Origin of the sequence: Chryseobacterium sp. CBo1, from assembly GCF_001693475.1 — a bacterium.
GTDB classification, from domain to species: domain Bacteria; phylum Bacteroidota; class Bacteroidia; order Flavobacteriales; family Weeksellaceae; genus Chryseobacterium; species Chryseobacterium formosense.
On the sequence record NZ_MAUH01000021.1, the window covers coordinates 1 to 20,604 of the forward strand.

Annotated in this window: 15 protein-coding genes and 2 tRNA genes; 8 read left to right on the forward strand and 9 right to left on the reverse strand. The window is 36.1% G+C overall.

All coding sequences use genetic code 11. The features are described 5' to 3' along the window. Positions 1-389: 389 nt before the first annotated feature. From BA768_RS12250 to BA768_RS12270, 5 genes are all read right to left on the reverse strand, one after another. Entirely contained in the window at positions 390-1,493 is a 1,104-nt protein-coding gene (locus BA768_RS12250) for a metallophosphoesterase (RefSeq protein WP_065720979.1), read from the reverse strand. A gap of 2 nt (positions 1,494-1,495) precedes the next feature. Continuing rightward, positions 1,496-3,169, reverse strand: coding sequence for a RagB/SusD family nutrient uptake outer membrane protein (locus tag BA768_RS12255; protein WP_083206667.1), 1,674 nt, complete (start codon positions 3,167-3,169; stop codon positions 1,496-1,498). 70 nt (positions 3,170-3,239) lie between these two features. Continuing rightward, positions 3,240-6,362, reverse strand: a complete 3,123-nt coding sequence (locus BA768_RS12260; protein ID WP_083206668.1) for a SusC/RagA family TonB-linked outer membrane protein — start codon at positions 6,360-6,362, stop codon at positions 3,240-3,242. Between the two features lie 90 nt (positions 6,363-6,452). Continuing rightward, complete coding sequence (locus BA768_RS12265; protein ID WP_051883095.1) at positions 6,453-7,280, reverse strand: FecR family protein; 828 nt, start codon at positions 7,278-7,280, stop codon at positions 6,453-6,455. An 83-nt stretch (positions 7,281-7,363) separates the two neighbouring features. Beyond that, positions 7,364-7,867: an RNA polymerase sigma factor gene (locus BA768_RS12270; RefSeq protein ID WP_083206669.1), complete on the reverse strand. Its 504-nt coding sequence runs from the start codon at positions 7,865-7,867 to the stop codon at positions 7,364-7,366. A 321-nt stretch (positions 7,868-8,188) separates the two neighbouring features. On the opposite strand from BA768_RS12270, the gene BA768_RS12275 reads away from it, so the two are divergent. The 7 genes from BA768_RS12275 (at position 8,189) to BA768_RS12305 (ending at position 16,235) form a co-directional block, all read left to right on the forward strand. Next, positions 8,189-9,139, forward strand: a complete 951-nt coding sequence (locus tag BA768_RS12275; RefSeq protein WP_228388406.1) for a bestrophin family protein — start codon at positions 8,189-8,191, stop codon at positions 9,137-9,139. 196 nt (positions 9,140-9,335) lie between these two features. Further along, a tRNA-Asp gene (locus tag BA768_RS12280) sits at positions 9,336-9,409 on the forward strand. Positions 9,410-9,442: 33 nt separating this feature from the next. Next, positions 9,443-9,516: transfer RNA gene (locus BA768_RS12285), tRNA-Asp, on the forward strand. A gap of 888 nt (positions 9,517-10,404) precedes the next feature. Beyond that, positions 10,405-13,308, forward strand: a complete 2,904-nt coding sequence (locus tag BA768_RS12290; RefSeq protein WP_065720982.1) for a SusC/RagA family TonB-linked outer membrane protein — start codon at positions 10,405-10,407, stop codon at positions 13,306-13,308. Between the two features lie 10 nt (positions 13,309-13,318). Further along, on the forward strand, positions 13,319-14,854 hold the full coding sequence (locus BA768_RS12295) for a RagB/SusD family nutrient uptake outer membrane protein (protein WP_065720983.1): 1,536 nt from the start codon (positions 13,319-13,321) through the stop codon (positions 14,852-14,854). Between the two features lie 132 nt (positions 14,855-14,986). After that, positions 14,987-15,409, forward strand: coding sequence for a hypothetical protein (locus BA768_RS12300; RefSeq protein ID WP_065720984.1), 423 nt, complete (start codon positions 14,987-14,989; stop codon positions 15,407-15,409). Further along, positions 15,396-16,235 carry an XAC2610-related protein gene (locus BA768_RS12305; protein ID WP_065720985.1) on the forward strand — a complete coding sequence of 280 codons (840 nt, stop codon included), beginning with the start codon at positions 15,396-15,398 and terminating at the stop codon, positions 16,233-16,235. The genes BA768_RS12300 and BA768_RS12305 overlap by 14 nt, the downstream gene beginning before the upstream one ends. Positions 16,236-16,291: 56 nt before the next feature. Here the strand turns inward: BA768_RS12305 and BA768_RS12310 are convergent, their stop codons facing one another. After that, a complete protein-coding gene (locus BA768_RS12310) occupies positions 16,292-16,675 on the reverse strand; it encodes a hypothetical protein (RefSeq protein WP_065720986.1) in 384 nt (127 codons plus the stop codon). Positions 16,676-16,882: 207 nt separating this feature from the next. On the opposite strand from BA768_RS12310, the gene BA768_RS12315 reads away from it, so the two are divergent. Next, the gene (locus BA768_RS12315; protein ID WP_065721004.1) at positions 16,883-17,893 is read left to right on the forward strand and encodes a L,D-transpeptidase; all 1,011 of its coding nucleotides are present in this window, start codon (positions 16,883-16,885) and stop codon (positions 17,891-17,893) included. On the opposite strand, the gene BA768_RS12320 is transcribed toward BA768_RS12315, so the two are convergent. From BA768_RS12320 to BA768_RS12330, 3 genes are all read right to left on the reverse strand, one after another. Next, positions 17,890-18,414: a hypothetical protein gene (locus tag BA768_RS12320; RefSeq protein WP_065720987.1), complete on the reverse strand. Its 525-nt coding sequence runs from the start codon at positions 18,412-18,414 to the stop codon at positions 17,890-17,892. The genes BA768_RS12315 and BA768_RS12320 overlap by 4 nt on opposite strands. A gap of 3 nt (positions 18,415-18,417) precedes the next feature. Next, positions 18,418-19,725, reverse strand: a complete 1,308-nt coding sequence (locus tag BA768_RS12325) for a retropepsin-like aspartic protease (protein ID WP_228388407.1) — start codon at positions 19,723-19,725, stop codon at positions 18,418-18,420. Positions 19,726-19,830: 105 nt separating this feature from the next. Next, positions 19,831-20,469: an alpha/beta hydrolase gene (locus BA768_RS12330; RefSeq protein WP_065720989.1), complete on the reverse strand. Its 639-nt coding sequence runs from the start codon at positions 20,467-20,469 to the stop codon at positions 19,831-19,833. Positions 20,470-20,604: the final 135 nt, after the last annotated feature.

Genomic DNA, 20,604 nt, shown 5'->3' on the forward strand with positions numbered 1-20,604 from the left:
CAAATAAAATCGGATTCAATCCGAAAAAGAAGACAGTTGTATTTTCAACAGAAATTAATAAATTTATAACCCTAAATACTCCTTAAGGATTTATTCCAAAATGTCCAAGTTAGTTTGAAGACGTACAATGCCGATGATTCGGATCCGTATTATGACAATCAACATTGTGTCCCGGCGAAATTTTCATGGCTTCGGCTCTTGGAGAAATGTAAGGAATACCCTTCGCTCCCGCACGATTGTATCGTGTGTGAGATAAATAAAAACCCTCGCAACTTGCGAGGGCTTTGTGTTTTATATTTTTAAGTTTAGAAGCTATAATAAAAGCATCGATAGTAGCAAATATGCAAACATCCAACTCTTTTATTTTTTTTAAGTATCAATTCAAAATTCTACTCCGAAAACTTAAAAACAAACTCATTTCGAGGATCTTTCTTATAAGCATCTTTTTGAGTAATAGGCGAGATACCGAAAAGAGAAGAATAGGTTTTTACTTTTACCGTTTTATTATCCGGATAAAATTCAAGAATTCTGAGCCAGCCATCACCTCCGTTGCCATTACGGTGACCACCGCCTTCACTCTGCATATCAAAAAGCATCTGGTTTACGTTTTTCCCATAATTGTTGGGATCAACACGGAAACCTTCTCCGGAGATATGACCGCTTAATACCAATTGCATATTCTGAGAAGGCTGTATCAGTTTTTCCCAGATCTGTTCGCCGTTGTTAGACTTTGGAAGGGTAATGGTCTTTGATTTTTGAGGCACATTATCCACCAAAAAGGGTTCATACATAAACCATGAATTTTTTTTATTGGTTCTCATATCCTTTTCATTCAAAAAAGCATGGGTTACCAAAACTGATCGGTGGTTTTTGTATTGAGGCATATCAAGAACTTTTTTTGCCCATTCTAAAGTTTGATTTCTGGGTGCAAATTCCAGACTGAAAAACAAATAGTCTAAACCATTTAAATTTTTAAGCTCTAAAACAGAATTTTCCATACTCGGAGCTCCTGCATCATTAAAAAAGTTTTGAGCTAAATGTTTTTGGTTTAAATTATTAAAATTGGAAGGAAAGAATTCATTATAACGCGAAAATCTTCTGCCTTCGTCATTAATGCTGAAATCATGATTTCCCGTTGCTGCAACATACGGAACTTTTCCATTGAGCCTTCCCAAAATTGACTGCACCGATTTCCATTGATCATCTGCACTTTGGTCTCCGTCATATCCTTGATTGAGAATGTTGTTATGTTCCACCAGATCGCCGACCTGGCAAACCATTTTAATATTGAGTGAAGAAATGTTATCCTCAATCCACCTTACCATCAGATCCAAAATAGGCTGGTTTTTGTTCCATTTTACGTAATTTTGTGTATCAGGAATGAGAATGATGCTCCACGATTTTTCATGATCTAATGCAGGAGCCTGAAATTTTTCTTGTCCGAATGCTATTGCAAAAACAAACAGCAGTAGCAGCGATATATTCTTTTTCATAATTAATATCCGGGATTTTGTTTTAAAGAAGGGTTTGCATCCATTTCCGATTGTGGGATCGGCCAGTATTCATCTTTGTTTATTCTGTAAACCACTTCCTGAGTTGTAAAATACGTTGAAGCCTTTGAATGATTGTAGATCGGGTTTGCGCTTTCATCAAAACCTGTAATTGCAGCTTTTGTCCAGCTGTTTGCATTACGGTTCAGGTATAAATAGCCGTTCATCACATTATTTGCAATACCCCAACGTCTGATGTCGTACCATCTCAATCCGTCGTTTGCCAATTCTACTTTTCTTTCATAGCGAAGTGCTTTTCTTAATTGAGCCTGAGACATTCCCGTACTTAAAGGCGGCATTTTTGAACGTACTCTAATTTGATTAATCACATCATACACCGAATTATCCAGCTGATTCAATTCAATTTTTGCTTCCGCGTAAATCAACATCAATTCCGGCAATCTGAAAATCCCGACATTTAAATCTGAATTTCCGCTGACTGAGGTAGAATTAAAATCAGCGATGTCAACTACTTTTCTCCACAGATAACCACTGAAAGAACGATAGGCATTCGTAGCGTCGGCATTGGCAACCTGTGTTGGAGCTCCGGCTGACCAATAGTTATTTACTTTTGTGAAAGAAGTGTTCGGTTCAAATTGATAACCTAAATATCTTGAATGCGGTCGTACGGCGAACATATCAAGACGCGGATCTCTGTTTTTAAAAGGATTGGCTTCATCATACAATGGTGATTCCAATATGGAAAGTCCATCGGTCATTTCATAAGAATCAATGAGATTCTGGGTAGGACCCCAATAGCAGACTCCTTTTCCTAAACGGGAAGCCGCATAATATTGCTGATTATGCAGATATCCGGGAACATTCATATTGTATTCTGCAACCCAGATCCATTCTTTGCTGCTGGAAAAACCGGTATGACCGAAGATATTGCTTGGATCAGGCTCTCCAACAGTATGATCTTTACCTGCATAATTCACAGAAGCATTGAAAGATGTCAAACTATGAACTCCCGCTGCCAAATCCAAAGCCTGTTTGGAAGTAAGAGCGGCATCTGCATATTTTTTAGAATACAATTCGATTCTTGCCTTTAACAATAAAGCCGCAATACGGGAAGCACGTACATTTCCGAATTGGGATTGCGATACCGGAAGCTGAGGCGCAACTGCTCCAAGTTCATCAATAATAAATTGCTGAATTTCTGTAACAGATGTTCTGGCAACATTAGCATTTTCAAGCGTAACGGCGGATTTTATTAAAGGAACATCACCGTAAAGCTCAATGAGCTGAGAATAAGCATAAGCACGGATAAATCTGAGTTCAGATCCCAGTTCAGTTTTTTGAGCGGCAGTAATTCCTGAAATTCCATCGAGCTTATCGAGTACCGCGTGGCATCTTGCAATGGTTTTATAATGAATTTCCCATGGTTTTATGGTTAATGCATTAGTTGTCGTAATAGAGCTTGTAATGGGAGAGGTGTAATTGGTTCCCGGTCTTGCGTAACCGATGTCTGTAATATTATCCATCACATGCCAGATTGGGGTACTTGCGGCATCCAGAGTGCTTAAATTTCTATACGCAGCAAAAAGTCCCATTTTTCCTTCATCGTAAGAAGCCGGGAAAGTGCCGGATGTTGGTCCGTTGAGCGGTTCTAAATCCATATCGGAGCTTGAGCACGACGTGATTATGAGCAATAAAAATATTTTTAAAAAGTTTTTCATTTTTTTTAGATTAAAATTTAACATCAATACCGAATGAGATTGTTTTTACCTGTGGATAATAATTTCCGCCACCCAAAGCAACACCGTCGGAACTTGCTGCGTTGTAATTGATTTCCGGGTCGTATCCTTCGTAGAATTTTGTGAATGTCAGAAGGTTTTGTCCGTTCAAATAGATATACATACTCTGCAGAAAAGTATTTTCTATGAAAGATTTAGGCAATTCATACCCGATTTGTACGTTTTTTAGACGCATATAGGCTGCGCTTCTCATCCACATCGTTGAATTTTGTGTGTTATTTGTTGAGGTTAAAGAAACACGCGGAAATTGAGCATCGGTATTTTCGGGTGTCCAATAATCGAGTTGCCAAGGTTTCACGGCACTTGAATTTACGGCAGGAATGACATAATGCGAATCCAGATAACCATCAGCTTTTCCAACTCCCTGAATCAATCCGGATAATCTGAATCCTTTCCAGGAAAATCCCATATTAAATCCGTAAGTGTATCTTGGAACGGTACTTCCGATAATGGTTCTGTCGGCATCTGTAATTTTTCCGTCTCCGATCGGGTTTCCGTTTGCATCAAACGCTCCGGCTATATCTTTGTATCTGATGTCTCCGGGTTTTAAAGTTCCAAATTGGGTTGGTCCTGCATCGATCTCCGCCTGATTTTGGTATAAACCATCAGCAATAAATCCATAAATGGAATTTACGGATGAACCGACCTGTTGACGAAGAATTGTTCCGGAAGACTGGCCTTTCATGTCTATAATTTCGTTTTTGACATCCGAAAGATTAAAACCGATATTCATTTTAAAATCTCCCCATTTTTCATTGTACTGCGCACCAATTTCCCAACCTTTGTTGCTAACTGTTGCCGCATTTTGAACCGGGGCTTCCAAACCTGTAAGCTGAGAAGTGTTTAATCTTAAAAGAATTCCGTCTGTTTTTTTATCATAAATATCAAAAGACACATCTAATTTTCTCCATAGAGAAAGATCAACACCAACGCCCGACATGGTAGTTTCTTCCCATTTCAGATTAGGATTAGACATGATTAATTGCTGGATCGTCTGATAAACCACTCCATTCATAGAAGTCCCTCCCAATGATAAAGGCTCTGAAAACGGATAATATGACGAACTGATATTCTGATTTCCTAATTTACCCCAAGATCCTCTGAATTTTAACTGACTGACTGTTCCTCTCAAACCTTCGAAAAAGTTTTCTCTTGAAACCACCCAACCCGCAGAAAATGATGGGAAAAATGCCCATCTGTTTTTACCGATAAACCTTGACGTCCCATCATATCTTACATTGGCTTCAAATAAATATTTTTGATTGTAATTGTAATTTAATCTTCCAAAAGCGGAAACCAACAACCATTCGTATTCTGCTCCTGCATTATCTTTGGTTTCATTATCTGCTCCCGCATCCAGAACTTCGTAATTGTCATAGAGAAAATCTCTTCTGTATCCGGAGAGTATTTTCTCATTATACGTTTCCCTTGATGCTCCTGCGAGAAGCTCAAAACTATGTTTGCCAAAATCTTTTTTTGCATTAGCCTGAAACTGGTAAGTTCCGTAAAACTGTCGTCTTGCGGATTCTGTAAGCTCTGTAAAAGTGTTTGCAGCACCCGCTTCAGTTCCGTCTTCGTAATAGGTTGGAACACTTTTTCTGAAAAGATGAATGTTGGTTGTGAGATAGCGTGGAGCAACAAGACCTTTTAAAGTAAGCCATTCTGCAGGTTTATAAGAAACATTCAGATTTCCGATCAATTCTACATTGTTTTGTTTACGGTTTCCACCATTTTCGATAAAACCTACAGGGTTGATTTTTACCCAACCGTCGGAATAATTATTCCCATAGTAAATCGGGATATTCGTGGGCATTCTTCCGAGATAATTCCAGATTGTGCCTTCATCGGCAATCTGCTTTCTATCTTTGTTGACGAATGATAAATCCATTCTGATGTTCCATTGATCATTGGGTGTAATATCCATATTATTACGGAAAGTAAACCTGCTAAAATCAGTGTTTTTAATGATTCCATCCTGTTGCAGATAGCCAAATGAGGGTGCAACACTTATAATCCCTGACTTTGCTGATAACGATAAATAATGATCCTGTAGAAATCCGCTGCCCTGAAGGATTGCTTTCTGCCAGTCATAATTATTTGGATCTTTGTTGTATGCCTGCGTAAAGGCATTTATTGCATCGTCACTGTAGATCTTTGTCCCATTATCGTTCATACTTGCATCATTAAAAACTTTCATGTAGGTAAGACCGTCTGTAACTTTGGGTATGGCAGTAGCCATTTGCCATCCCGAGTACATTCTATATTGTGCGGAAAGTTGATCTCCCTTTGCTCGTTTTGTTGTAACGAGAATTACTCCGCTTGCTGCTCTTGAACCATATATTGCAGAAGAAGCGGCATCTTTCAGCACGGAAATAGATTCAATCATATTAGCATCAACATCATTGATATTTCCTGCAACACCATCAATAATCACCAAAGGATTGCTGTCTGAACCTCCAAAACTATTGATTCCTCGGATTCTGATATTTCCTGCATCGCCGCCCGGAGCGCCTGTTTGTGTCGTCACCGTAACACCCGGTGCAAGTCCCTGTAAAGCATTGCCTGCTGAAACTATTGGCTGTCCTTCTGCTACCGAACCTTTTACAACGGCTACCGAACCTGTGATAATCGATTTTTTTTGGGTTCCGTACCCGACAATCACAACTTCGTCTATTTTTTTCTCCTGTTGGCTTACCGTATCTTTTTTAGTTTCTAAATCATTTTTAACAAACGAATTTTTAGAAACCAGCTTTCGTAAACTTACCGTGTTGTTCTGAATCTGATAGTCTAAAGGAACATTCTTCTTCAGATAATCTAAACTTTGCTGTAATGATGAATAATTGATTTTGCTTTCATCCACCCAAATGTTTTTAAAATCTGAGGCAGAATAAAAGAATTTTGTTTTGGTAGATTTTTCTAATTTTTTAAGTATTTTAACTAATGATTCCTGCCTCTGATTGTTGCTTACAGGTGTATTTACCTGAGTTTGGGCAGAATTGAACGCAGGTATTCCCATTGCCATGAGTAAAGCAATAGAAATTGCAGTTTTTTTCATAAATTTGATGAATTAATTTATTATTCTTTAGCGAGTATTTTGAATTAATTACAGCACTGATAACGCCACATTATTGGTGCTTTTTTATTTTTAATCTAGGATTATTTCAGTTTCATTTTTAAAAGTAGTTTTTAGGTTGAACGGATAATTTATGATGGAAAGAATTTCATTCAGATTTCCGGAGAACGATCCTGAAACCTGGTTCTTAGCAATTGTATTGGGATATTTTATTTCTACACCATATGTATTTTCTATTACATTAATGGCATCTTCGAAAGTTGCATTTTCAAAAGTAAAAGGTCTTGCCACGCTCGTTGCATAATAATGCAAATCACTACTTGTCGGGGAAGTACTCCAGTTTTCATGAGGGAGAAGATAGGTAAGCTTACCGTTGTGGTTAATTTTCACTTTTCCTTCAAGCAGTTGTACTTTTTTCTCTTCGGTGGTTTGGTCTACCAAAAATTTTGTTCCCAAAACTTCAACATTAAAATCACCGGCATTCACAATGAAAGGTTTAGATTTATCTTTTTCAACCGAGAAAAAACCTTTTCCTTCGAGTGTTACATTTCGGTATTTTTTTCCAAAATCTTTATCTAAAGACAATTTGCTGTGAGGTTCGAGGGTAATCATACTGTTATCGGGTAATCTGAAAGTTTTAGGAACTTCATTCGTCTGCATAGTAATTTCCGGTACGACTTTTTTCGTTTCGTTTAATGCAAAATCTTTATAAAAAAACATAATTCCGAATAAAGGCACTAAAACAGCTGCAGCGATCCAATAGAATTTTTGTCTGTGAGTTCGCTTAATTCTGCTTTCAATTCCCCTCCAGATTCTGGAATCGGTTACGGAATCTATTTCCTGTTTTTCTTCGGAAACGGTCTTCCAAATTTTCTCAAAGTGTTTTTGCTCATCTTTCATACATTTATAATTACGCAGCTACATAAAAATATCCACCCCGAAGAGATGGATTTAATAATTTGTTTACAGTGCTTAATATTTGGTTAAAACAGATTCAGGTTTGCCTTGATGTACCGGATGACTTTATTAACCTGCTTTTCTACGGCTGTTTTCGAGATGTTGTTTTCTTTTGCGATCTGAGAATAGCTTATTTTATCCAGCTTATTTAGGTAAAAAAAAGATCTGCTTCTTTCGGGAAGGTCTTCAAGAAGATTATGTATTTTTCGAAGTTGTTCTTCTTTAAATTCATGATCGGTTTTTTCGGTATCGGCTTCATCTTTTATCAGGCTTTCATCCGAGAAAGTGAAAAGCATTTTATTTTTCCTGTAAAAATTAGCGACTTCCTGTTGAGCTGTTTTGAAGATAATAGATTCTAAAGTTTGAGCGTTTTTAAGAGAGGAAGAATGTTTCCAGAGATGCACAAAAACCTCCTGAACAACATCTTCTACGTCTTCCATATTCGAGATAAACTTCCGTACAAAAAAGTACACCTGGTGTTTGTACTCTAAATATATTTCTTTAAAATAATCCATTATAAAGAACCACATTGTTTCAATGCAGGCAAAAATAATCAATTCGAAGCAGGCCAATATCAAGTATATATTAAATTTAAAACTGATGAATTTTTCTTATCACTTTCTTCAGTAAATACAAATTATTATTCTTCTTTTTTGTATTATTACAAATTAATGAAATGACTTTTAAAATTGTTTCAGATGAAGAAATTCGTAAGGCTGAACTTCAATTAGATTTAAACGAACTAAAAATTACAGGAGCAGGACATTAATTTTATTTAAAAAAACATGAATACAGATTCCCATTACAAGCTAAAACACTTTATTCCGTGGACGCGAACTAAAATCTACCAAATGCTTGTTTTAAGCACAATTCCTACTCTTATTTTTTACTTTTTTGGCTGGACGTGGCTTGCAATTCCCTGGGTTCCCGTAGCATTATTGGGTACAGCGACAGCCTTTATCTCCGGTTTTAAAAATACTCAAACCTATAACAGAACATGGGAAGCAAGACAAATTTATGGTGCAATAATCAACAGCAGTCGTGCTTTAGGAATTATGGTGAAAGATTTTGTACGATCTGGCGATAAAGCAAAAGAATCTGAGCTTCACAAAGAAATTATCTACAGACATTTTGCGTGGCTTACTGCAGTGAGGTTTCAGCTAAGGGAAACGAAAAGCTGGGAAAATGTGAAAACCAGAAGCTATTATAAAGAATATCTGCAGTATTATAAAGTCCCGGAGTGGGAGACTAAGCTTTCTGATGAGCTTAAACCTTTTCTTTCTCAAGAAGAATTGAAGTATATCTTAACGACAAAAAACAGAGCAACACAGATTCTTGCCTCTCAGTCTGACCATTTAAGAAAACTGAATGAAGAAGGTTCTATCTCAGATTATAATTATGTGGCTTTAGAAAACCAGCTGAAAGATTTGTACGATCAGCAAGGGAAATGTGAAAGAATAAAAAACTTTCCTTATCCAAGACAGTTTACGAGCGTTAATTTGTACTTTACCAATATGCTTTGCTTTTTACTTCCTCTGGGTTTTATCGGTGAGTTTGCAAAGATGACAGAGAAGTTTGGAGAGCATATTATCTGGTTTGCGATTCCGTTCAGTGTTTTTATAGGGTGGGTTTTTCTTGTTTTGGAGCAAATCGGGGAGAGTTCAGAAAATCCTTTTGAAGGAAATCCGAATGATATTCCGATTACGCAGATCAGTAGAAATATTGAGATTGATCTTCGGGAAATGCTTGGTGAAACAGATCTTCCGCCTGCATTACAACCGGTCAACAACATTTTGATGTAGCGAAATTTAAAAATTGTATTTGAATTTGCAGTTTATTAATCAAAACTGAATAAGTTTCGTGAAAATAATAGAATTGATAATCTGTAATTTATAATTATTTTGAATAAAATTCATACTTAAAGTTTGCAGATATTGAAAAAAGCTATATATTTGCAACCACAATAATCGAGGGTAATACTTCAGAATATTGTGAAAAGATTCGGTAGTTCAGCTGGTTAGAATGCCGCCCTGTCACGGCGGAGGTCGCGGGTTCGAGTCCCGTCCGGATCGCAAAAGTTTTACAATTTTAACTTTAATAAAATTGATCCGGTAGTTCAGCTGGTTAGAATGCCGCCCTGTCACGGCGGAGGTCGCGGGTTCGAGTCCCGTCCGGATCGCAATCCTGTTTCATTAAGAAACAGGATTTTTTTTGCAAATACATTTTTATTTTCTTCCTAAGTTTTGTATTTGATCCTTTGGATTCCTGATCCGTATTGATTATTAATCTTCTTATTAAACCAAATTTTTTTTACGCTTAAAATTGTTTTTCAAAGGTACAATCAGAATTTTTTATGATTTTATAATTTTTGCGTGCTTCGTTTGTAGGATGATTAGTAAAATATCTAGTATTTATTTAATTGTTTGAAAATGAATTGTTTGAAATTATATTTTATTGCAATTTTTACAAATTTTTACGTCATTATTTATAAATGATTCCGACATGTACTTGCCAATAAAATTTTGTGATAATATATTTGCCATAAATAAATGAAACACCAAATCATTACATAATAATTTTCATCATTCAGTTTTCATGTAGAACATCAGGGTTCATATTATCTAGGGAATGAGCCCTGTTCTCTACAATTAATGAAAATACTATTAAATGAATATGAAATCAAGATAGACACCAACATTTACATTTTATTAATAGAAAAACAGAATCTTCGAGAAGATTCTGTTTTCATTTGTAGCAGAGGCGTTAAAAGTCATCAGCATATTGCTGTTTAAATTCATAAATATTCTAATTTGATATTCTATTGTTTCTAAATATTTTTTATTCACCGATGTTAGAATTTTGAGAGTTTGTTATAATTAATTTAACAAATATTTATTCATAAGGAAACATTGGCAGGTAACCACAGGATAGCCAGACTACTCATTAACTATACTTTTATGAAAATTAAAAAGGATGATTGTTGTCATTCTTTTCTAATTTTTGACCCGATTCTTTAATGGAACATATAAAACAAGTAAAAAATTTTTAAACCAATCACAACGTATACATGAAAAAGACGATAATTACGCTCGGTCTTTTAATCGGTACTGTTAACTTAGTATTCGCACAGGAAAATCAGACGAACGGTGTGGCTAAGGATACAACGAAAAAGACTAAAGATATTGAGGAAGTAGTCATTATTGCTTACGGAACTCAGAAAAAAGGAGAAGTTACCGGTTCTGTAGGAAGGGTAAATGCCGAAAGTTTCAAAGATCGCCCGATTGCCAGAGTTGATCAGGCTCTAACCGGACAGATTGCAGGGGTAAAAACCCGTTCTACAACAGGAAAACCCGGTGAACCTTTAGAGATCAGAGTTCGTGGTTCAGCTTCAATATCGGCAAGTAATTCACCTCTTTACGTAATCGACGGGATGGTTGCCGATGATATGGCCAATGTTTCTCCCGATGATGTGCAATCGATTGAAGTATTAAAAGATGCCGCTTCTAGCGGAATGTACGGTTCGAGAGGTTCAAATGGAGTTGTGATTGTAACTACTAAAAAAGGAGCGTCAGGAAAACCTACATTCTCATTCTCCCAGTATTATGGTGTTCAGACCATCGAAAAAAAGCTCGATATAATGAACAGTGCAGAGTGGATTGATTATGCGACAGAAGCCATCAATAAAAGATGGGAAGCTTTAGCCCCCGGGAATTCCGCATCCGACAGCTATGAAAAAAGAGCAAGTTATTTCAACTTAGCAAATACCTACGATTATAATTTAGCCAATATCACCTATATGATTGATCCTAGATGGGGAACCAATCAGGTGGCATATATCGATTGGCAGGATGAGTTTTATCGTCCGGCAGCCATTCAGAACTATCAATTAGCAGTAAGAGGCGGAAATAAAAATATGAAATATGCTATTTCGGCAGCTTACTTTGATCAGGAAGGATTGGCTTTGAATACGGGTTTCAACAGATTTAATCTAAGTGCGGCGATCGATGTTAATATTTCAGATAAATGGAAAGCCGGAGTTACCTTGCGACCAAGTTATTCCCAAAGTTACGGAGCTGCAGTAGACGGAAAAGATAATGCAGCGCACAAAATGCTTTCAATGGTTCCTGTAGCAGAATTATCTGCAGGACTTTACACCAACTTCTGGAAAAACCTTCAATACAGATGGGCAGGTTCTACACAAAGTCCGATAGGTATTTTAGAAAATACAACAAATGATACGGATGAATTTCGTTTATTATCCAGCTTATATATGTCTTACGACATTACTCCGGATTTAAATTTTAAAATTTCGGGAGGGGCAACGAATAATTTCAATACCAATACAGGTTATATCCCAACATTTAATTTGGTAACAAATATTCCGGGACAGGTAAGTATTGCGAGCCGAAGAACGGTAAATTACAACAGATATTTAGGAGAAGCTTTATTAAACTATAAAAAGACCTTCGGAAATCACAGCATTGCTGCTCTTGCGGGTTACAGTGCAGAAAATTACAGAACAACATCACAGTACAACCGTAACAAAGGCTTTGCGAATGATGATCTTAAAACATTCAACTTTACGCAATCTGCATCGGTGTTAAATTCAGAATATACCGCTTCAGAATGGATGTTGGTTTCAATGTTTGGTCGTGTGAACTACGACTACAAAAAGAAATATATGTTATCAGCAAGTGTTCGTAGAGATGGATCTTCAAGATTTGGCTGGAATAATCTTTGGGGAACTTTCGCCGCATTTGGTGGAGCCTGGAAGATCGATGAAGAAGAATTTTTAAAAGATACTAGTTGGCTGAGCAACCTAAAACTGAGATACAGTTGGGGAGAAAACGGAAACAATTCCATCGGAGATTACCGTGCTTTCGGAACATTGGCAGGCGGAAATTACTCTTTTGGAGGAAGTTTATCAAACGGTTTGATACCCAATACGATAGAAAATCCTGATCTAACCTGGGAAAAAACACAATCATCAGATTTTGGTCTTGAACTGGGATTATTCAACAGAATTAATTTAACGGCAGATTATTATATTAAAAAAACCAAAGATCTTCTTCTGCAGGAACCGATACTTGCAACAACAGGCTATACAACGATGTGGAGAAACGTAGGCTCTGTTCAGAATAAAGGTCTGGAATTAGAATTAAATACAAAAAACTTAACAGGAGCATTCAAGTGGAATACTTCTGCAAATATCTCATTCAACAGCAATAAAGTACTGCAATTGGGAAGCAATAATAAACCAATTCCTACAGGCTTTAGCGACCTTACCAACATTATCCAGGTAGGTGAAGAGCTGAACTCTTTTTACCTTTATGAAGCAATAGGAGTATTGTCTACAGCAGATATCAATAATTCAGCTGTTGCAAAAACCAACGGTGCAATTGCCGGAGATGTGAAGTACAGAGATTTTAACGGAGATGGTAAAATTGACGAAAATGACCGTCATATCATCGGTAGTCCGACTCCTGATTATTATTGGGGTTTCACCAATACATTTTCTTTTAAAGGATTTGATCTTTCATTATTCTTCCAGGGACAAAAAGGAGGCTATAGCTATGCTTTATTAGGTCGTGCAATCGATCGCACCAGTATGGGGACTACAAACAATGTGATGGGCAACTGGGCAAACCGTTGGCGTTCCGATGAAAATCCGGGAGACGGAAAAACTCCAAGATTGGACGGAACTACAGGAAGCCTTTTAGATACAAGATGGTTGTATGATGCCACTTACATTCAGCTGAAAAATGTGACGTTGGGTTACAACTTCCCACAGGAATTGGTTGAAAAACTGAAAATATCAAACCTGAGACTCTATGTAAGTTTAGAAAATGTATGGCGAAAAGATCATTATTACGGAGGTTACAACCCTGAATCTGTGCAGTCAGACGGTACCGATTACGGAGCATATCCTAATGCGAAAGTATATATGATGGGTTTAAACTTTAATTTCTAAATTTTTAAAAATGAAAACAACTAAAATAAATAAATACCGATTACAATTTAATATGAAAAACATTGGTAAAATGTTAATCTTCGGAGCATTAACTTTAGGTACAGTAAGCTGCGAAGATGATCTGATGCTGGAACCTGAAAACAATATTACCCAAACTTCTTTCTATACAACTGAACTTCAGATTCAGCAGGCGGTTTCCGGAGTATATTCTGCAATGATCAATGCGTCGTCAAGAGGCGGTTTTGATGTTAATTTTTATTTACTGGCATCAGAAGTCCGTTCCAATAATTACAATGCAATTTTACAAAATGGTAACAGAGATTATTACGCAATCAACCGTTTTCAGGATACTTCCTCTACCGAAGAAATGCAGGTGCTTTGGGAAGATGCGTATCAGATGATTACGTATGCAAATAAAATCTTATCCAGAATTGATGAAGTTCCTTTTGCCAATACTGCAACTAAAGAACAATATCGCTCAGAAACCCGTTTTCTACGTGCTTATGCCTATTTTGAACTGATGCGTAGTTTCGGTAAAGTTCCTTTGGTTACAAAACCGGTGAGCCCGGAAGAGGCTGCGCAGATCCAGAGAACAGATCTGGCAACGCTTTATGATTTCGTGACTTCAGAAATTGAAGCTTCGGTAGGTGGTCTCAAAGATATTTATGACAACGCAAATAAAGGCCGTGTGACAAAATCTGCTGCTCATGCGATGTTGGGAAGAATTTATCTTACAGGATCGGGTTATCCTTTAAATAACAGTTCTTACGTTGCCAAAGCTAAAGATCATTTGTTTACGGTAATTCAGGGTGAAGGTCAGTTTGTAACTTTTGCACCTACTTATGCTGATTTATTTAAAAGTGCAAACGATAACAAGTACCATATTTTTGAAATACAGCATATCAGCGGCGGTTTGTCACAAGGCTCTTATCTTCCGAGCTATGTTTCTCCGAATTTTGGTACGGCAGATCCGTTGTACAATGCTCAGAGCAGTTTATACAGTGCAAGTGAATTGGGTGTTTCGCAATCACTCATTAATGCATATGAACCGGGAGATCTTAGAAAAGCTGTTACAGTTAAAACCCAATTTATAGCCGCTAACGGACAGCCGGATAATGCTAATTATTTTATCAAGTTCAGAGAGCCGGGAAAAGTGATTACCAACAGATACGACTGGCCAATTAATTTTCCGATCATCAGATATGAAGATGTTCTTTTGATGTATGCAGAGGTTTTAAATACGCAGGGAAGTACAAGTGCTGCAGTTCCGTATGTGAACAAAATTCGCCAGAGAGCTGGTCTTACTCCGCTTTCAACATCAATTTCGGCATCCGATTTTACAACAGCTCTTCGTAAAGAAACAAGAGTAGAATTTGCAGGAGAAGGCGTTTACTGGCACGATCTGGTACGTTGGAATATCGCAGTAAGCGTAATCAATCAGGCTGCAGCCGACCTGAATTACAATTATACCATCACAACGAACGATTATCTGTATCAGATTCCTCTTTCACAAATTCAGTTGGGAGGATACGAACAGAATCCTTAGAACTTACAGTTATTTTAAAATTATATTTTAGTCAAGAAATCTTCCGGAAACGGAAGGTTTTTTGTTTTTTCCCACCTTGGTGTAAAAATTCGCGATATTTTTTTAATTTTAAAGGATAATAATTTTGCACAGATGAGAAAATTTATTCTTATTTCCATTTTTAAAGCGTGGTTGTTTTCATCAGTCATTTCTATACTCTTACTGTATTTATATTTGGATGCTATAAAAAGACCTGAAGAAAAATATCGTCATATGTGCGATATGAGTGGTCTGGCTTACGGATTAATTATCATATGGCTTTTATTTCTGAGCCTGTTTTCTTTTTCTGCTTTATTGAGCTGTAGAAAAACTTTTCAGAAATCTGCTTCAAAATTTTTGTGCTGGTTTTTGTTGCCGTTCTTATTTTGCATCGTATTTTTTATTGCCTTTTCAGAAAGTGGTTTCGATAAAGAAAACATAATTCTTTCATTGATTTCATGTCTTCCTTGGTTTTCTTTTTGGGGATTTTACTATTATCAGTTTAATAAAAAATTTAAAAGTGATGAAAATGTATAAAGCTCTTTTTATTGTTGTCTTATTTTTTGCCTTTCATATCAAAGCCCAGCCATTTACTTTAAAATCGGTTGGTGAGAAAAAACCATTCAGTCTGGAAATTTATTACGGAACCAAAGGGAAAGGAGCTTTTGTACAGTATAAAGGCCAGAAAGGAATTATTCCTTTAAAAATAAAGAGCTACAAAATCGATGACAGTCAACGGGAATACGGTCAGCCGGATTTCACTTCTTATGTTTGGGATGAAATTGTAGACGGAAAAGTGAACGGAACCTATTATCTATCAGAAGGACTTCGGGATGTTTTTGATGTAAAATATATCAGGAAAAGCGACAGCAAGGTTTTTAAACTCGAATTTCATGAAGATAAAAGTGAAGAATATGATGGGGTAAACCGCCTTTTCTTACATCATGCGATAATCTCGTATAATACCTTTTATAATAATTTATTGACGATAAAATATTCTGAAAACGATCAATTTAAAACTGAATTACCGGATATCGACAGTCCTAATTTTTCCCGCCATGCAATCATTGATGATTATAATTTTGATGGCTATGATGATATTTCTTTCTCAATTCCCGATGCAGGAATGGGAGTTTACAGAACCTTTACCGTTTTTATTTTTGATCCTGCGACAAAAAAGTTTAAAAAGTTGAAAGAGCCGGATTTCAGTAAAGCAAAATGTTCTTGTTTTTGTGATCTTAAATTAGATAAAGTTAAAAAAGAGGTTTCCAGTGCATGCAGAGGCGGTGCAAGATGGTGGAAAGATGTTTATCAGTACAAAAACGGAAATTTGGTTTGGCTTCGGTCTGGAGAAGCAGAATAAAAAAAGCATTACCATCTTTCGAAAGTAATGCTGTTCTCAGTTTTCGTTTGAAAACGTTATTTCATGATTTTATCGGTAATGGCAGTTTTAATTCTACCACTGTTATTTATGATTTTTATTTTAAAATTGTTTTCTTTTGACGAACTGTTTACTACATAAAGTTCGTTTTTAAAATCGATTTTTGTTACAACAGAATCGTTTTTCGGGAGAACTTTTGTTTGGTTCTTATTAGTTACATACTTCAGATCATCAGTTTTGGACGTGTTATATAAAACCACATTTAGATTTTCTTTTGATGAATTTTTGATCTGAAGGTTTTTCTGTGCAGGAATTGGCCACTGATTTCTGTATAAATGTCTCCCTTTTGAAATCTGGAATGACGATAAGATTAAAGTTAAAGCAAAAACCGCTGTAGCAGAGTAAACTGTTGTCTTTTTCATTGTTTGGTAAATGTTTTGATTTGAATTAATTCAATATTTAATGAATTATTGCAAATATATAATTTCTTTGATGAAATGAAAGATATTTTATGTAGATTTAATCAAGACTTATAGAATTAAAAAAACGTAACCATGAGAATTTAGGTCTGATATTTGTAAGTCTTATCAAACTCAAATGAACCATCGTACTTTATGAAAAACATGACTTTGAAAAGATCAATCATTTACACATTATTTTTCGCATTGTTTCTTACTTCCTGTAAAAAGGATGAGGTCGCAAGCAGTGATCCGCAAACTCCATCTTCAGAAGAAATTGCAAAAAATACGTCTGATCCGGATTCTATCAAAACAAAACCGGTTGAAGAATCTGCACCGCCAATGATGCAGGAAAATGGCTTCTACAATGCTTTTGCCATTCCGAAAGATAAAAAGCTGAGAGATTCGCTGTATGCAGTTTTCAGTAAAAAATATAGTGAAAGAGAGCGATATGCAATTTTGGCATTAAACCGTTTAGATTCAAAAAGCAAATGGAATTCTGATACCCTAGTTGTACCCGCAAAAATAGATACGACCTTAATGGCATACTCACCTTTCCCATTACAGCTTGATGTTTTGAGTGATGTGAAGAAATTTGTGATATTTTCGTATCCGATTCAGGCTTATGCCGTGTATTCGAACGGGGCATTGGTAAAATGGGGACCGACAAGTATGGGGAAAAAATCGGCTCAGACTGATCGAGGATTAATGTTTGCGAATTGGAAAAAGAAACTGGCAATTTCCACCGTCAAAAGCGAATGGAAACTTCCATATAATTTTAATATTCACAACACCCACGGAATCGGATGGCATCAGTATGATTTGCCGGGTTATCCTGCATCACATTCATGTTTAAGATTATTGATGAAGGATGCAATCTGGCTATACAATTACGCCGATACCTGGATTTTGAATCCGGGTGGAGCAACAACGAAGGCAAAAGGAACTCCGGTGATGGTTTTTGGTGATTATCCGTGGGGAAAAAGAAAACCCTGGAGAAACCTTCTAAATGATCCTAATGCCAACAATATTTCTGTGGAAGAAATGACGAAAATGATTCAGCCCAATGTTGAGAAAATGATTTTTGAGCAGACCAATCGTGAAAAAGTTGCCGATTCGATCCAGACAGCAAAAGCTTCAGAAGCAGCGGCTGTTCAGGAAACTGAAGTTTCAGAAAATTAAATGGTTTTTTCAAATTTTAAAGTAGATTCCTCCGCAAATTTGCGGAGTTTTTTCATTTCGTCTTTTGCTTTACTTTGCCCAAATCTCGCAGCAGCGTAAGTCGCAGCAATAAAAATAAGCATCAGAAAAGAAGCGTTCAAAGCCCATGGATATTCATTGCTGTTAATTTGATTTTCTACATAATACATGGTAAAAAAAGTCATCCACATAATGGTAAAAAGGAAATAGAGAAACATAAAAAAAGTCCATACTGCCGAACTTGGTCCGAAAACTCCTCGGATGACGGTAATTTCTTCATCAAGCTCTGTTCGAAGTGCTAAACACGGCTTCCAATAGTTGTCATCTTTGGTCAATACAGAAATTGTCGCCACTTCTTTATTTACATTTCCTGTAAATTCGTCTTTGTGTTCTGCCAGATAATTTTTCAGATTTTCCGCATAAGATTCTTTGCTGAGATGGGTGTACATTTTAAATCTAGGTCTGTTTCTTATTTTATCTAAGGTGGTTTCTTTGGTTTCCATATTTTATTCTTGATAAGGGATTGGGTCTTCTAATGTGAAGGAGAATTTCAGTTCCACGCCTTTTCTATCAATAGTCATGCTAATTGTTTTGCCTTCTTCCGATTTCATCATTTCCATGATCTTGTTTAAGGTCATATCAGCGGTTTTTCTTCCGTTGATAACGATTAATTTATCGTCTTTTTTGAGTCCGGCTTTGTAAGCTGGAGAATCTTTTCGAACTCCGGCGATTGAAAACAATGGTTTTAAAATAAATTTATACTGCAAATTACTATTGTATAATTCACCGTTTCCGGCGGTGGATTTTTCGTTTAAAGTTCTGAACGTTAAATAATCTTTTTCCCATTGAAGCCCGTCTTGCTTAAAATCGAGTCCGCTCATATTAAAATGAAAAGGATCATCATAATTTCTGTTTTTTCTGAGATATAATTTTTCCTTCTGATAGTCGAAAGCTACGGTGAATCTTCTCATAATATCGCCTCCGAGAGAACCTTTCCTGTCTTTCACCAAGTTTAGATGCTGAATAGAATATTCATCGGGCATTGCAGTCAAAGGTTTTTCAAATTTAAAATCACCTAGATAAAAATTATGGATGCGGCTTCGTTTTCCATAAATATCACCGTTGAAACCTCTTCCCAAAAAATCTTCAATATTAGGACGATTGTAAACAAAATCTTTTATCAGAGTCGGAAATAACCAGATTGCATCACTATTGCCAAGATCAATCAGAAGTTTTGATGTTTTCTTTTCATTGGTCATTTCTACCTCGGTATCAATGTAAGGTTTACTTTTTTCAATAGAAATAGGCAGTTCATCAAATTTTTGAACTTTTTTTAGAAATAACTGTTGATCTTTAAAAACAGTAATTTTCTTTGAGCTGTAATCGATGATTACGGGATAATCTTTAAAAAAATGATAACCTAAAATACCGTTGACGGGAATTCCAACATGTGGAGAAATATTAAAATCTTCATCCAGAATAATGTAAAGCATTAATGAACTATTGACGATGTGGTTTCCGATCTTGGCAATATTACGGTCAGATTTAAAACCTTCAATGCTTGCATTTCCTCCCAATCCTGAAAATTTCATTTTTTCCATTGAGGGAAGTGTCATTTCTTTATTTTCTAAACTGAAAATTGTGTTTTCGGCGACTCCGGTATCCAGAAGAAATGTGAGCTCAACTCCGTTTACAGTCATCGGAATAAAGATCAGATTATTGATAAACTTAAAAGGAATAACAACTTTTCTGGCGTTTTTTATTTCAAAATTATTCTGGGCATTCATGAAAATGCTCAAAAACAAAATTGACATTAAAAACCATGATTTCATTTACTGAATTTAGTAAAATATATCACATGTAACAAAAAAAACATTCTTCGGAAAGAATGTTTATTATTTTGAAAATCTTAAATAATGTTATTTTGAGAAGAATTCCATCAGATCGATATAGTTTTTCTGATTGACTCCATGACCGCTCATATATTCTCTGAATGTAAAATATGCGCTCAGATCATAAAGCATGTCTGCTGCTTTTCTTCCCCACTCCAAAGGAATAATGGCATCATCGGTTCCGTGAGAAACGAAGAAACGCAGATTTTGAAGCTTCTTTTTGTCTTTTACAATGTCAGTAAGCAACTTTTCTTCAGGATAACAGCTTAGGCAGGCCACTTTACTGAATAAATCAGGATATTGCAAAGCTAAGGCATAACATAAAATCCCACCCTGGCTGAAACCGCACAAATGTGTTTTACCAGTCGTAAGACCATAGTTGTTTACAATTTTCATGATGTTTTCAGTAACTGCCGCTAATGATTCTTTTGCCTGATCGATGTCAATAAATTTTTCAGGGTTATTAAAATCGATATCATACCATGAGTATCCTTCAAACTGAGTGGTTTTTGGAGCTCTGAAACTCACGATGATCCAGTCTTCCGGAAGGCTTTCTCTGAAACTGAAAAGATCCTGCTCATTGCTTCCGTAACCATGAAGCATAAATAGGATGGAAGTATCGGGTGTAATATTTTCGGGTTCTCTTACAATGTAATCTAAATTCATACAGCAAATATAATTATTAATGAATGATTTTTTAATTGATAATTAATGAACTTAAAATATTTGAAATCTATATAAACAACTGCGTAAAAGTCTTTTGTTGATTTGATATTATTTAGAAATCTTTATTGGAAATTT

Excerpts from the sequence above, each read along its gene's own strand:
- BA768_RS12250 (WP_065720979.1), bottom strand. The coding sequence starts at position 1,493 with ATGAAAAAGAATATATCGCTGCTACTGCTGTTTGTTTTTGCAATAGCA.
- BA768_RS12255 (WP_083206667.1), bottom strand. The coding sequence starts at position 3,169 with ATGGATTTAGAACCGCTCAACGGACCAACATCCGGCACTTTCCCGGCT.
- BA768_RS12260 (WP_083206668.1), bottom strand. The coding sequence starts at position 6,362 with ATGAAAAAAACTGCAATTTCTATTGCTTTACTCATGGCAATGGGAATA.
- BA768_RS12265 (WP_051883095.1), bottom strand. The coding sequence starts at position 7,280 with ATGAAAGATGAGCAAAAACACTTTGAGAAAATTTGGAAGACCGTTTCC.
- BA768_RS12270 (WP_083206669.1), bottom strand. The coding sequence starts at position 7,867 with ATGTGGTTCTTTATAATGGATTATTTTAAAGAAATATATTTAGAGTAC.
- BA768_RS12275 (WP_228388406.1), top strand. The coding sequence starts at position 8,189 with ATGCTTGTTTTAAGCACAATTCCTACTCTTATTTTTTACTTTTTTGGC.
- BA768_RS12290 (WP_065720982.1), top strand. The coding sequence starts at position 10,405 with ATGAAAAAGACGATAATTACGCTCGGTCTTTTAATCGGTACTGTTAAC.
- BA768_RS12295 (WP_065720983.1), top strand. The coding sequence starts at position 13,319 with ATGAAAACAACTAAAATAAATAAATACCGATTACAATTTAATATGAAA.
- BA768_RS12300 (WP_065720984.1), top strand. The coding sequence starts at position 14,987 with ATGAGAAAATTTATTCTTATTTCCATTTTTAAAGCGTGGTTGTTTTCA.
- BA768_RS12305 (WP_065720985.1), top strand. The coding sequence starts at position 15,396 with ATGAAAATGTATAAAGCTCTTTTTATTGTTGTCTTATTTTTTGCCTTT.
- BA768_RS12310 (WP_065720986.1), bottom strand. The coding sequence starts at position 16,675 with ATGAAAAAGACAACAGTTTACTCTGCTACAGCGGTTTTTGCTTTAACT.
- BA768_RS12320 (WP_065720987.1), bottom strand. The coding sequence starts at position 18,414 with ATGGAAACCAAAGAAACCACCTTAGATAAAATAAGAAACAGACCTAGA.
- BA768_RS12325 (WP_228388407.1), bottom strand. The coding sequence starts at position 19,725 with ATGTCAATTTTGTTTTTGAGCATTTTCATGAATGCCCAGAATAATTTT.
- BA768_RS12330 (WP_065720989.1), bottom strand. The coding sequence starts at position 20,469 with ATGAATTTAGATTACATTGTAAGAGAACCCGAAAATATTACACCCGAT.